The 13,094-nt window shown below is 65.5% G+C and carries 10 protein-coding genes; 7 read left to right on the top strand and 3 right to left on the bottom strand.

Annotation, left to right across the window (positions count from 1 at the left end; all coding sequences use genetic code 11):
* Positions 1 to 16 precede the first annotated feature (16 nt).
* The 3 genes from HZB53_21740 to HZB53_21730 all read right to left on the bottom strand — a co-directional run bounded on the left by HZB53_21740 (position 17) and on the right by HZB53_21730 (position 5,345).
* Positions 17 to 952: a nucleoside hydrolase gene (locus HZB53_21740; protein ID MBI5880282.1), complete on the bottom strand. Its 936-nt coding sequence runs from the start codon at positions 950 to 952 to the stop codon at positions 17 to 19.
* Positions 953 to 1,024: 72 nt separating this feature from the next.
* The gene (locus HZB53_21735) at positions 1,025 to 3,394 is read right to left on the bottom strand and encodes a hypothetical protein (protein MBI5880281.1); all 2,370 of its coding nucleotides are present in this window, start codon (positions 3,392 to 3,394) and stop codon (positions 1,025 to 1,027) included.
* Between the two features lie 4 nt (positions 3,395 to 3,398).
* Positions 3,399 to 5,345, bottom strand: coding sequence for a DUF2723 domain-containing protein (locus HZB53_21730; protein ID MBI5880280.1), 1,947 nt, complete (start codon positions 5,343 to 5,345; stop codon positions 3,399 to 3,401).
* Positions 5,346 to 5,835: 490 nt separating this feature from the next.
* On the opposite strand from HZB53_21730, the gene HZB53_21725 reads away from it, so the two are divergent.
* The 7 genes from HZB53_21725 to HZB53_21695 all read left to right on the top strand — a co-directional run bounded on the left by HZB53_21725 (position 5,836) and on the right by HZB53_21695 (position 12,670).
* Complete coding sequence (locus tag HZB53_21725) at positions 5,836 to 7,290, top strand: hypothetical protein (GenBank protein ID MBI5880279.1); 1,455 nt, start codon at positions 5,836 to 5,838, stop codon at positions 7,288 to 7,290.
* On the top strand, positions 7,287 to 7,676 hold the full coding sequence (locus HZB53_21720) for a hypothetical protein (protein MBI5880278.1): 390 nt from the start codon (positions 7,287 to 7,289) through the stop codon (positions 7,674 to 7,676). The genes HZB53_21725 and HZB53_21720 overlap by 4 nt, the downstream gene beginning before the upstream one ends.
* Before the next feature lie 315 nt (positions 7,677 to 7,991).
* On the top strand, positions 7,992 to 9,248 hold the full coding sequence (locus HZB53_21715; GenBank protein MBI5880277.1) for an MFS transporter: 1,257 nt from the start codon (positions 7,992 to 7,994) through the stop codon (positions 9,246 to 9,248).
* Positions 9,249 to 9,511: 263 nt separating this feature from the next.
* Positions 9,512 to 9,829 (top strand): hypothetical protein, encoded by a 318-nt coding sequence (locus HZB53_21710; protein ID MBI5880276.1) that lies wholly within the window; start codon positions 9,512 to 9,514, stop codon positions 9,827 to 9,829.
* A gap of 42 nt (positions 9,830 to 9,871) precedes the next feature.
* Positions 9,872 to 11,125, top strand: coding sequence for an insulinase family protein (locus HZB53_21705; GenBank protein ID MBI5880275.1), 1,254 nt, complete (start codon positions 9,872 to 9,874; stop codon positions 11,123 to 11,125).
* Between the two features lies 1 nt (position 11,126).
* Entirely contained in the window at positions 11,127 to 11,513 is a 387-nt protein-coding gene (gene acpS / locus HZB53_21700; GenBank protein ID MBI5880274.1) for a holo-ACP synthase, read from the top strand.
* A gap of 14 nt (positions 11,514 to 11,527) precedes the next feature.
* A complete protein-coding gene (locus HZB53_21695) occupies positions 11,528 to 12,670 on the top strand; it encodes a hypothetical protein (protein ID MBI5880273.1) in 1,143 nt (380 codons plus the stop codon).
* Positions 12,671 to 13,094 lie beyond the last annotated feature (424 nt).

Here is a 13,094-nt window from a genome sequence, read left to right as displayed (position 1 = left end):
TGAATCCGCTTATCCGCTAATTATCCGCTGACAGCCGCTCCACAAACAATTCCACAAAGCGCTCGCCGTCCACCTCAACGCACACATCGACGTTTGGCTCGCGCTTCCAAACGTTACGCCCGTCGGCCACCGTCTGCCCCGCGCTGAAGCCCGCCGTCTCCACGTCCACGAACAGCTTCTGCGTGCGCACGAGCGTCGGATCGATCACCGCGCCGACCGCCAGCGGATCGTGCAGGTGCATGCGCGACTCGCCAAAGCGTGCCATGGCGTGCGGCATGACCGCGCGCGCCACGCGCGCGCCGAACAGCGCGCCCGTTCCGCCGCCGGCTGCGATGCGGTCCGCGTGCACCGGCCGTAGGATCGTCTGCATCGTCACGTCCAGCCCCACCAGCCGGATCGGCACGCCGGCAGCGAAGACCATGCGCGCCGCCTCCGGATCGATCCAGATGTTGAACTCCGCGGTCGGCGACGAGTTGCCGGGGCAGAACACCGCGCCGCCCATGATGACCAGTTCCTTGATATTGCGGATGATCGCCGGCTCGGCGGCCAGCGCCAGCGCGATGTTCGTCAGCGGTCCGATCGGCACCAGCGTGACCGGCTGCGGCGACGCGAGGATCGTCTCGATTAGGAAGCGAACCCCGCCGAGCGGGTGAAACGCGCTGTCGCACGACGGCAGATCGCCGAACCCACCCAGACCGTCGGCGCCGTGGCCAGGCCAGCCTTCGCCGAGCGGGCGCAGCAACGGCTGGTTCGTGCCGACCGCGACCGGAATGTCGCAGCGTCCGGCCGCCTTCAATATCTTGCCCGCGTTGATCGCGCCCTGCGTCGCGTCCACGTTGCCCGCGACAATCGTCAGGCCGCGCAACTCCACTTCCGGCGAGCGCAGGGCCAGCAGAATCGCCAGCGCGTCGTCCATGCCGGGGTCGGTGTCAATGATGATCGGAATCGGCATCGTCTCTCCTCGATGTGTGCAATAAAACGGGGCGGCCTGGCCGCCCCGCGCATGCTTGTGTGTGGTGCGCTTTCAGCGCGCGATCGCCGGAAGGTACAATCGGTATACCGGAATGGCGATCGCATCGCCGGCCGAAAGCTCATCAAGCCATAACATCGCACCGGGGGCGGCCGGCTGGCAGGCCAGCGTGACCGTGATAGTTTGCCCTGCGAACGCCGAAAGGTCAAGCCAGCCATGCGTCCAGCCATCGCCGGCGACCGGTGTCACCTGCGTGACGATAGCACCGCTGCTGACGGTCACGGTGAACGGCTGCGCCGCACCCGCTGCGCCGCGATACAGGTATGACAGCGTCGGCGCGCCGAGCGTCGGCGACAGGTACAGCGTTTGTTGGATCGAGGATTCGACGCCCGGTGTCGCGCCTAGCGTGACAGCATAGAGCCCGGAATGCGCTGCCGCCGTGGTGGTCACCTCGCCGGCCAGCGTCCAACCGGACAGGTCGCCGCTCTCGAACTGCCCGTTGGCCATCAGGTCGAGCGCAGGCGGCAGAATCGCATCCGCGTCCGCTACGTTCGTCGTCGTGACGACGATACCGCCGATGGGCGGCAACGCGCCATAGCCATCGCGTGCCACGGTCAGTGCATACGTCGCGCTGGTCGTCACATAAAGCGTGTAAGCGCCGTCTGGCGTGCCGGGGTCGGCCAGCACCGGCGGCGTCAGCGCCGCGCGCGGGAACGCCAACAGTTGCCCGCGCAGGTTGCGCGCCGTGCCGCTGACGGTCGCCAGCGCAACAACCGTCGTCGCATCGGGCGTGCTGGCATACGCACCCGAGTTGCCCGCCAGGTCGTGCGCGCGCGCGCGGAAGTCGTAGGTGTGGCCCGGCTGGCCGCTGAACGGCGCGGTCGTGGTCACGGTGCCGGTCAGCCAATCGCCCCACCCGCCCCCATTGTCGCGCGACTGGATATCAAATACCAGCCGGTTGGCCGGCGTCGCATTGTCGTTCCCCGCCCAGCGCACGGTGAATGTCGCGGTGCGCTGGGTCGCGGCCAGAACCGACACCTGCGCGCTCGGCGGCGTGCCGTCGACGGTCGTCGTCGCATCCGGCGTGCCGGGGTACGCCTCCACATTGTTCGACTGGTCGCGCGCGCGGCTGCGGAAATCGTATGTGTGGCCGCGCTGCCCGCTGAACAGCGCCGTCATGGTTGATGTGCTCGTCAGCCAGTCGGTCCACGCGCTGGCGTTATCACGTGATTGGATATCGTACACCAACTGGTTGGCGGGTGTCGCGTTGTCCGTGCCCGTCCATGCGACCGCGAACGTGCCGGTTACCTGCACCGCCGCCAGCGGCGCGACGGACGACACGGGCGGGACGTTGTCGCCAATCGTCACTGTGATCGGATCGGACGGGAAGCCGAGATAGACTTGCTCCGGCCAGTCGCACCCCCATTCGCAATAGGGGATGTGATGCACTGTCGGTATGGCGCGCAGGATGTATGTGCGGCCAAACTGGCCCGTGAAAGTTGTCGTGACGCCGGTATTGTCCTTCAAGGGCGGCGTCGCCGTCGTGTCAGTCAGCACACGGTACCAGGTGGAAGACAGGACATCACGCGCTTCGATATCCCAGTAGATCTTGTACTGGCCGGTTGTTTTGAAGGAGGAGTCGCGCCAGCCTTGCGCTGACACCGAGAACGAGTTCGTGCCTTGCAGCGGCGCGACATAGCCCATCGTCGCCGTCGGTGCGGGCACCAGGCGCACTTCATCCATCCAGCCCAGCGCGCCATGCCACGTGTGCGGCCAATTCATGCGCAGGAACACGGTCATGCTCGGGCTGCGGGCGTACACGACATTGGTCAGTCGCACCCAGCCGGCTTCGCGCGCCTCGCGACCGTCCTCCGCTGTCCAGATCACCGTCGGCGCGCTCGGGTCGGTGCCGCCGTACGGGTCGAGCCCGATCGATTTGCCGATCGTGTAGCCTTGCGGGCACGGGTTGTTTGGCGGCGTATACGTGCCACCGCAGAACGATAGCATGAAGCCGGAGACTGACCATGGCACACCCGGCGTAACCAATACAGTCTGATACAGATCAACCTTGAACGGCTTGCCGGACGGCTCCGAGTTTTCCGATAGGATATACTGCGACGAGGTCCCGGATAGCTTCTCCGATCCATTAAACTCGGAGCAGTCGCCTTTCTCCTCGCAACTACTGAAGAACGTCGGGTTGCCATTTTCGAGGATAACCGACCACCCATTGGGGATTCGGCCGTTCACACCGGGCGGGTTGTAGTAACCGGTCTCTTCATCCAGCCCCGCGCTGGCGAGTCGGTTGGCCGAGGGAATCAGCGACGCCAGTCCGGCCGCATAGGCGGTGCCCCCCGCCACGATCAGCGCCACGATCACCACTACGGCAAGGCGTATCCACCGTGAATGTATGACAGAATCGTTCATACTACTATTGTAGGAGAACATGACCGTGCTGCAATAGCCCCTTTGGCACGATGACCTGCAATTCTCCGACCTTCTGAGCCCAAATTGCCTGTGAGATCAATCGAAAGTCCCGCCCCAGCTTCAGCGTTCCGGCGTCGATGCGGCCCAGTTCAGCGCCACTATCCGCGCGGTAGATGATCAGCAGCAGCCGGTAATCGCCGCTCGGCGCATCCTGCGGCAGCGCGACATCGTACGCGTCGGCTATCGCCGTGCCGGGCCGCCAGAACTGCGAGCGGTACGCGCTGCGCACCGGCCAGTCGTCTTTCTGCGCGACCAACAGATCGCCGCGCATCAGCCGCGCCGACACCTTCAGGTCAACGTCCGGCGTCGCGTCGGGCGCCCAGGTCAGCGATGCGCGCGCCCCGCGTCCGCCGAGCCACTGTACGCCGTCGAACCGGTAGCGGATCGCACCGACGCGCGGTGCATCGGGGGGCACGTCAGCGTCCGGCGGCACGGCCCAGACGCGCACCAGCGGCCCGGCCGCGCCGAGCGCGTGCGCCTCCGCCAGGCCTTTCAACGGGCGCGTCGTGAACACCGTACGCCCCGCCGCCAGTTCGCGCTCGATCGCGGCCAGGCGCTCGGCATCGCGGTCGGCGGCAACGGTCACCAGTGACGGCTGCGCGCCCTCGGTCGCCTGAAAATAGCGTACCAGCGTCATCTCACCGAGGATGCCAACCAGCGAGGCGTTGGGCGGCAGAGGCTGCGAGACGATGTCGCGCCCGTAGTCGCGTGGCCCGGTGCGTCCGCTCAGGTCGTTCTCCACCCACGCCGCCTGCGCGACCGGCACGCCGGAGACGACCAGCAACGCGACCAAAGCCACCTGCGCCAGGCGCGCGTGCGAACCAGCGCGTGCCGCCAGCCACGCAAACCCGACGCCGAGCGCCAGCGCCAGCAGCATGAACGCCGGGATGGCGAACACCTGCACATCGGGCACGCGGTAATCCAGCACAAACGCGACGCAGGCCGCCAATGCCGTGAGCAGACATGCACTCGTGACGGCGGGTGGCTGCCGCCAGCGCGGCACGCGAGCCGCCCACACGACAACGCCCAGCACCGCCAGCGTACTGCCAACCAGCCCGAACTGGCCGGCGAACAGGTTGGCAAAGTAGGCGGCGTCGTAGTGAACGTTGAACAGGTTCTCGGACAGGAACGACGTGTAGCCGCTGGCGGTCACCCAGCGGACAAATCCGCCCGGCGTATTCTCATATGTGCCATCCAGAGAGCCTACGGAGCCGCGCAGCGGCAGATACAGGTAGAGCAGCAGCGGCGCAGCGAACAACAGCGCCAGCCGTCCCCCTTCCCGCAACAATCGCGGCCACGCTGGCAGCACGCGCCCGCCGCCCGCAGCCACCCATTGCCAAAGTGTAGCGACCGCCACACCAAAGCCGAGCAAGACGATCATGCGGTGATGTGTCAATGCCAGCCCGAACAGGAACGCCAGCGGGGCCAGTTTCGCGCCGAAGCCGGCGTGCGCGCCATCTTCGGAGGGCAACGCAGCCAGCAGGATGACGCCGTAGAACAGCGCGTTGAGCGCGTACACTTCCGCGATGACCGCTTGCGACCAGAAGACTGGCGACACCGCCAGTGCCGCCGCCGACACCAACCCGGCTAGGCGCGAGCCGCTCAGCCGCGCCGCGACGAGGTAAATCAGCGCCACGGCCAGCCCAGCGCAGACGGCCGAGAGCAGATTGGCGCGGTAAGCCGGATCGCCCGATGGCAGGACCGTCGCGGCCTTGAGCAACAGCGTGTAGAGCGGGTATCCGGTCGGGTGGGCGATCGCCAGTGTATACCCGACCAGTTGGAACTCCAGCGAGTCGTCGAATAGCTCGGCGACCGAAGGCGCGAGGGTGCGCGCGTACAGGGCCAGAGCGGCCAGGAAGACCAGCACCGCCGGCCACGATTTGCGTGCCATAACCAAGGTATGATAGCCGCGGCCTCCCCGCCACGCAAACGCGCCGCGCGGCGCGGCATACCGATAGACCGCCGATGAGTCTCAGTACGTCGAGACCCGAAGGGTTTCTGGCGCTTCATATGTCGAGGAGAGAGTGCAGACGAACCCTTCGGGTCTGCGAAAACACACTGCGAAGGATTCCCGCCATAGCGGCGCGGCGGCACAGCAATTCTCAATTTGGCTTTGTACGGGTACTTTCCAATGCGGCTTGCGATGCGCTGGCCCTCAGGCGCTTGTCACGCAAGCGGGCCCGCCGAAAAAGTGGCGCTGCCCTCCCCGTTAGCTTTTCCCCTTCTCCCCCGCGCGCGCGGGGGAGAAGGGGCAGGGGATGAGGGGGCATATTGGCAGCCGACTCCAAAATGAGAATTGCTGGCGGCGGCAACGCCCGCTTGCGGCCACTGAATCCGGTGTATAATTCTGGTAGTGCGCGTTCGACGCGCATTTCGCGTATATGTCATCTACTCACGCCAATTCCCAACCGCAGCGCCCGGATTCGGCTGCCGGTCCGCGCCAAAGTGCGCCGGGCGACGCACTGAACCTGTCGGCGGGCGCAGACCTCGGCCCGCAGGCGCCGGATCAACTTGACCCGTTCTTCCGCCAGTCGGCCGTGCTTGCCTGGCAGCAAACGCACGGCAACGCGTTTGTGCAGCGCATGCTGGCCGAGCAGGCCGCGACGCCGGTGGTCCAGCGCCAGACGCCCGTGCCTGCGCCGGCCCCCGGCGCCACGCCCGTCCCGGCGCCGGGCACCGGCAACGCACCGCCTGTGCCGCTCCCGACGTTTCACGGAACCTTTCTGCGCTCGGGTCCCAACTTCGACGCCAAGTACACGCCCACGGCGCCCGCGCCCGCGATCGACCCGTTCGTGGTCACCCACAACGTCTTCATCGACTTCAAGCCGTTTGACGAAGTCCGCAAGGAAGAGCCGTACAAGAGCATGCGCTTCACCAAGGAGCAGAAGGCGGACTTCCAGTGGAGCAAGGCCGAAGAGACGAAGTTTGCCGCCGATTTCATCTCGAGCGTGCACGACGGCTGGAGCGGCAAGCACAAGCTGCACCTGAAGGACCCGTCGTTCTCCGAATATATCGCCAACGTGCAGGTCAAGGTCGAGCAGGTCAAAGACGCCGCAAAGGCGCACACCAAGATCAAAGCCATGAAGATTCCCAAAGGCGCGCCGCGCTACCGCTCGTTCGTCGACGGGCACGATGCGACCCTCGACATCCGCGACGCGAGCGAGGCCGAGAAGCACAAAGTGCGCGACCGTAAGCTAGTGCGGCAGGTGAAACCGTTTGCGAACAACAGCGCCGACACCGCCCCGGTCGACGGCCAGTTGACCGGCATCGCCGACGAGATCAAGAAGATGATGCCGTCGGGCGCCGATCCCAAAGCGCCGCTGGGCGCGGATTGGGATATTTCCTTCCTCGGCCGAACGAATAAGCCGGGCACGGTCGGGCATAACAAGAAGCTCGGCGAACAGCGCGCTGACGCGACCAAGAAGCGTGTCGGTGAACTGGTCGGATGGGGCAACATTGGCAACTCCGGCTCCGTCGGCTCGGAGAACGCGTCCGATTCCGAGGACTTCAGGCGGGTCGATGTCAACGTGTTCAACAAGAGTACACGCGATGTCGAGCAGAACGTCGCCGCGCACGAGTTCGGCCACATGATCGGCCTCGACGACGAATATCTGGAGGAAAAGCCCGGCAAGGATGGCGCACCGAAATTCTTCGGCGACCAATCGGAGCACTACGAGAAGATCAAGCAGTTGATGGGCGAGGACGCCGCCAAGGAGACGCTGCGCGAAAACTCCGCCAGCATCATGTCGACTGGCGGCGAGGTGAAGCGCGGTCACTACGTCTTCTTCCTCGAAGCGATAAACAGCATGACCAGCAAGAGTTGGTCGGTCGAATGATCGACGACGTCCTGCCAGCCGACGCCTTCCTGGCGACGCATTACCACGAGCGCCGAATCGAGACGCGCCGCGTGTACTTCAACGACGGTCGCGTGGACGCCTACGACGGCGCCGCCTGGTGGCGCGTCTGCGACCTCACGGCGGACCAGGTCCGCCAGGCGCAGGCCGCCATCCGCGCCAGCGGTCTGCTCACCGCGCGCGACATGTCTGCCGGCGGCGTGTACGACACGGCCACGTTGACCTACGCCTGGTCGCTGGACGGCCAGGCTGGCAGCGTGACCAACTACGCCTACCCCGCGCGCAAGCACCCGGTGTTTGAGGCGCTGGACCGCGCGCTCGACGCGCTGGTGGACGCCGCCGCCCCGCCCGACACGGACGAACCGTAACCCTGTTTTGTGATGAGTCTGTCCCCAAGCCATTGTTGTATGTGTCAGCACTATATAGCAATCGCTGCCCTCCCCCCGGCCCCCTCCCAGCGAAGCTGGGAGGGGGAGTGAATCAAAGGGGATTGGCGCGGCGGCAAAGCCGCCGCGCCAATCCCCAATCAGCTTTTCCCCTTCTCCCCCGTGCGCGGGGGAGAAGGGGCTAGGGGATGAGGGGGTGACAACCGCACTTGCCGCCAGCTATGGGGACATGCTCAAACTGAAACAGTATAAGACGCGCCGCCGGGCGCACCATCATGGCATCGGAGAGGAGCGCCTATGTCGCAGCACACACCACGCCTGCGCGACTACCTCACGATCAGCGCGTACGCTTTTGCGCTCTCGTTCCTGTGGAACGGCCTCGGCCCGCTCATCCTGCCGCAATTGGTCGAGCGGCTCGTCGCCGCTGACGTCAAGAACACGCGGCTCGGCGACTTGCGCTTCATCGGCCTGCTGATCGCGGTGATCCTGCAGCCGTTGTTTGGCGCGCTGAGTGACCGCCAGCCGGTGCGGCCGCTCCTCGGCAAGCGCAAGCCGTTCATGCTGTTTGGGACGTTGTTCGACCTCGTCTTCCTCGCCGGGCTGTTCTTCGCGCCGGAGTACATCTGGCTGGTCGCCGCCTACGTCGGCTTGCAGTTCGTCTCGAACATCGCGCACGGCGCGTACCAGGGCTTCATACCCGATCTGATCCCGCAGCCACTACACGGCACGGCGTCGGGCGCGAAGAATCTCGCGGAGATGGGGGCGTTGATCATCGCGTCGATCGTCATCGCCACGCTGTTTGGGGCCGGGCAGTGGGGACTCGGCTTCGCGTGCATCGGGGCGGTGTTGCTCGCGGCGCTGCTCGTCACGCTGTTTGGCGTGAACGAGCAGGCTGCGGTTGCGTCAGGTCGCGCCGCCGATGAGGGCGGCCTGCGCGACATGCTGTCGCTCGACATGCGGCGCGACGGCCCGTTCGTCTGGTGGCTGGTTTCGCGCTTCTTCATGCTGCTGGGCGTGTACTTCCTGCAGACGTATGCGTTCAACTTCGTGCGCGACAACATCCCCGGCGTGGAGCCGAACTCGCTCGTCGGACCGCTGCTGGCGATCATCGGGGTGCTGGTGGCGATCAGCGTGCTGCCCGCCGGTCTGATCGCCGACCGGGTCGGCCACCGGCGCATGACGTTCATCGCGGGCGCGCTGAACACGCTCGGCGTCTTCCTGTTTATCTTCGCGAGCGGGCGCGTGCTGCTGTCGATCGGCGACTTCGCTGTGCGCGACATCATGCTGTTCGCCGCGCCGGTCGGCTTCGGCACCGGCATTTTCCTGGTCTGCAACTGGGCGCTCGGCATCCGGCTGTCGCCGGGCGGCGCGGGCGGCAAGTATCTCGGCATCTCCAATTTGGCGACGGCGGGCGCGGGCATGGCGGCCGGGCTTGGCGGACGCATCATCGACGCCTTTGGTTACGCGCCACTCTTCGCACTCGGCACGGTGAGTATCCTGTTTGGCATGGCGCTGCTGTTGATGGTGCCGGCCGACCGGCCGCGCACGCCCTAAGCCGGACTTTATCCAAATTGTGCGTTGAAACAAAGTAAGGTAAGCTGGTCAAGAGTCCTGGCGAGAATTCTTGGACCGCGGCCGACCGTGCCAAGCGATGATACCGTTCTGCTGGCGTCGTTCGCCGTACATTTCGACTCGCGCGCATGGAAACCAGCGCAGGCGCTGCTGACTGGAACCATTCTGGCGCGCGGCCAGCGTACGGTGTGCGCGGCCCTGCGCGTCATGGGCCGGAGCGATGAGCGGCATTTTCAGATCGGGAAGTGCGTGAGCACCTCGGTGTCGAGGCCCAGCGTCAGTGGTCTGACCAGGCAATCGCCCGCACGACACCGGCCTTGCTGGGCTTGTATTCGCTGATCACGTTATTTGCGCACGCCCTGGCGAAACGCGGACGGATTCTGGTACGCCAGACGGCCTGGTACACGAAGACCGTGCCGACCTTCGCGGACGCCCTGGCGGCAGTGCGCACCAGCCTATGGCGCATTCCGACTTTTCACATATCCCGCTCAAACAAGGACATCGAAAAAATACCGCAGGCCGTCTTCAAACGCTTTGCCGACGTGCTCGGCTATGCTTCCTGATGGCCAAAGTCCAGCTTAGCAGCTAGCAACTAACGACTAACTATGATCCCTAATTCACAGAACGTAACGCGCGCGGTGTTGAAGAATGGCGCCGTCGTGCTCATCTACGAGAACCACGCCAGCCCGGCGGTGGTCATTCGCGGGCACCTGCGCGCCGGTTCGATGTTCGAGCCGCCCGCGCAGTCGGGCCTCGCGTTGTTCACGGCCGAAATGGTCGATCGCGGCACGCGCAAGCGCAGCTTCCAGCAGATCGCCGAGCAGACCGAGCGCGTCGGCGCGGCGGTCGGCATGTCATCCGGCGTGCACCTGGCCGGGTTCAGCGCCAAAAGCCTGAGCGAGGATATGCGCCTGCTACTCGACATCCTCAGCGAGGTTCTGCGCGAACCGGCGTTCCTGAAAGCCGAGATGGAAAAGGTGCGCGGCGAGTTGTTGACGAGTATTGAGGAGCGCGCCGACAGCACCGACGCGATGGCCAATCTGGCGTTTCACCGGATGGCTTACCCGAACCACCCGTATGGGCGCGACCCGCTCGGCTCACGTGCAAGCGTCAACTCGATCAAACGCGCCGATTTGCAGCAGTTCTATGCGCGGCACTACCGCCCGGAAGGCATGGCGCTGGCGATCGTCGGCGATGTGCGCACCGACGACGCGCTGCGTCTGGCTGGACGCCTGCTCGGCGGCTGGACGGCGCCCGGCACGCCGCCGGCGTTCAACGTGCCGCCGGCCCGCCCGCGCAAGGCGATGCAGCGTCGGCACATTAAGATGAAGGGCAAGACCCAGTCGGATATTGTGCTGGGTGCGCCGGCCCTGCCGCGCATGCACCCCGACTTCCTGGCGGCGGAACTGGCCGATGTGATCCTCGGCGAGTTCGGCATGATGGGGCGCATGGGCGACAACGTACGCGATCGCCTCGGATTGGCGTACTATGCGCGCAGCACGCTCGAATCGGCGCCCGGCCCTGGCGCGTGGATGGCGTACGCCGGCGTCAACCCGCAGAACGTCGACACGGCGGTTGCGGCGATGCTGTCCGAGATGGAGCGCATGAAGCAGGAGCCGGTCAGCGACGCGGAACTGAACGACGTAAAAGAGTTCGTCACCGGCATCCAGCCGCTGCGGCTGGAAAGCAACGATGGCATCGCCTCGGCCCTGCTGGATATGGAGTTCTACGAGCTGGGTCTCGATTATCTCCTGCAGTTGCCGTCGCTGGTGCGCGCCGTGACGCCGGCGCAGGTGCAGTCGGCGGCGCAACAATACCTGGACACCGAGCGCTACGCGCTGGTGGTGGCAGGACCGTAACATGCTTTACACCGGCGTGGACCTGATGGAAGTTGAGCGGATCGCCCGCAGCGTCGAGCGCTGGGGCGACAAATTCCTGACCTATATCTACACCCCCGACGAGATCGCCTACTGCCACGGCCGCGCGTCCGAGTTGGCGGCGCGCTATGCGGCCAAGGAAGCGGCCGGCAAGGCGCTGGGCACCGGGGTCGGCTGGGGCGCGAAGATCTGGTGGGTGGACCTTGAGGTGGTGGCCGATGCGTACGGCCGCCCGTCGCTCGCGTTGCACCGCGCCGCCGCCGCCCGCGCCGAAAAGCTGAAATGGCGCGAGGTGTCGCTGAGCCTGACGCATACGAAGGACCACGCGCTGGCGATGGTCGTTGCGCTGGGGAGCGAACCGGCGGCGTGACGGCTTCGGAGCGTATGACGCGACGCGATGCGCTGTTCGTCGCGCTGGCGTACGTCGGCTGGCTGGTCGCCGCCTACACGCTGAACTGGCTGGCGTCCGGCGCGCACACGCCGCAGGCGCTGTTTGAATCGTGGGTGCGATTCGACGGCATCTACTTCCGCGCCATCGCCGAGTACGGGTACGCCGAGGCCAGCCAGCGCATCCGGCCGGATATCAACTTCCCCTTTCTGACCGCGTTCTTCCCGCTCTTTCCGCTGGCGATCCGACTAGCTGCCCCGTTGTTCAACGGCAACTATTCGATTGCGGCGGTCATTGTCCCGCAGGCGTTGACGCTGTGCGCGCTCTGGGCGCTGTTCGACCTGATCACGCTCGACTTCTCGCGGCGCGTGGCGCGCCTGTCGATCCTCGCCCTGATCGCCTTCCCGACATTCTATTTCCTGACGACCGCCTACTCCGAGACCGCCTTTCTATTATTAGTCGTGTTGGCCTTCCGTCTGGCACGCACACAGCGCATGCTGAGCGCAGGCATCGTGGGCGCGCTGGCGGCGGCCACCCGGATCATGGGTGCGCCGTTCCTTGTTGGTACGTTCGCGCTCGATATCGCGGTCGGGTGGTGGCAGCCGGTTCGCGCTGGACGTCCCCTGCGCTTGCTGGATCGGCGATTCATCCCGCTGGCCCTCGCGCCGCTGGGGTTAGCCGCTTACACTGGCTATCTCGGCTGGCAGTTCGGCGACCCGACGCTGTTTATGCAGGGTCACACGTCTCAGGAATGGCAGGTCGGCTTTGACGCGCTGGGACCGGTCAAGGGGTTTCTGCTGCCGCTTGCGACGCTGGTCAAACACCCGTGGTATGCGCCGGAGTTTCGGGCCAATCTGTTCAACGCGCTCTTCCTGTACGTGGGCGTAGCCGTAGCCGTGTATGCCTGGCGACGCCTGCCGCCGGTTTACTCGATCTACGCCGTGCAGGCGCTGGTTCTGCCGATGTTCACCGGCTCGCTGATCTCGATGCCACGCTACCTGCTGGTGTCATTCCCGTTCTTCATCGGCGCCGGGCTGTTTATGGACGCACATCCCCGTGCCCGGTATTGGTTTGGGCCGCTGGCTCTCGCCAGTTTGCTGGGCGCCTGGCTGTACTTCCATACCGTGTTCCTGGGATAGTCATACAAAGCCGGTTGAACGGCGCGCCGGACGGTATCCCGGCATCCGGGTATACCGCAAAAGTGTCGGGATCGCACGGCCAGTCAGACCGTCATTCCGGCACGTTTTTGGCCGGAATCCACTCAAACCGAGCGCCGCAAAAGCCTAAGATTCCGGCTGGAGTGGATGCCGGCTAACTACTTGCCGGCATGACGATCTGCAGCATCTCCGACAGTTTGGCGCTATACCCCGGCATCCAGCAATTCTCATTTTGGAGTCTGGCCACCAAGCTGCCCCCTCATCCCCTGGCCCCTTCTCCCCCGCGCACGGGGGAGAAGGGGAAAAGTGAATGGGGAGGTGCGCGGCGGCACAGCCGCCGCGCACCTCCCCATCGAATCGCTCCCCCTCCCAACGAAGTTGGGAGGGGGTCGGGGGAGGGCAGCAT

The sequence above is a fragment of the Chloroflexota bacterium genome (assembly GCA_016235055.1).
Classification (GTDB): Bacteria; Chloroflexota; Anaerolineae; order JACRMK01; family JACRMK01; genus JACRMK01.
The sequence above is the reverse complement of the archived record's forward strand: the minus strand, read 5'-3'. Positions and strand labels throughout refer to the sequence as shown.

Excerpts from the sequence above, each read along its gene's own strand:
- HZB53_21720 (MBI5880278.1), top strand. The coding sequence starts at position 7,287 with ATGATCGACGACGTCCTGCCAGCCGACGCCTTCCTGGCGACGCATTAC.
- HZB53_21715 (MBI5880277.1), top strand. The coding sequence starts at position 7,992 with ATGTCGCAGCACACACCACGCCTGCGCGACTACCTCACGATCAGCGCG.
- acpS (MBI5880274.1), top strand. The coding sequence starts at position 11,127 with ATGCTTTACACCGGCGTGGACCTGATGGAAGTTGAGCGGATCGCCCGC.
- HZB53_21735 (MBI5880281.1), bottom strand. The coding sequence starts at position 3,394 with ATGAACGATTCTGTCATACATTCACGGTGGATACGCCTTGCCGTAGTG.
- HZB53_21740 (MBI5880282.1), bottom strand. The coding sequence starts at position 952 with ATGCCGATTCCGATCATCATTGACACCGACCCCGGCATGGACGACGCG.
- HZB53_21725 (MBI5880279.1), top strand. The coding sequence starts at position 5,836 with ATGTCATCTACTCACGCCAATTCCCAACCGCAGCGCCCGGATTCGGCT.
- HZB53_21695 (MBI5880273.1), top strand. The coding sequence starts at position 11,528 with ATGACGCGACGCGATGCGCTGTTCGTCGCGCTGGCGTACGTCGGCTGG.
- HZB53_21705 (MBI5880275.1), top strand. The coding sequence starts at position 9,872 with ATGATCCCTAATTCACAGAACGTAACGCGCGCGGTGTTGAAGAATGGC.
- HZB53_21730 (MBI5880280.1), bottom strand. The coding sequence starts at position 5,345 with ATGGCACGCAAATCGTGGCCGGCGGTGCTGGTCTTCCTGGCCGCTCTG.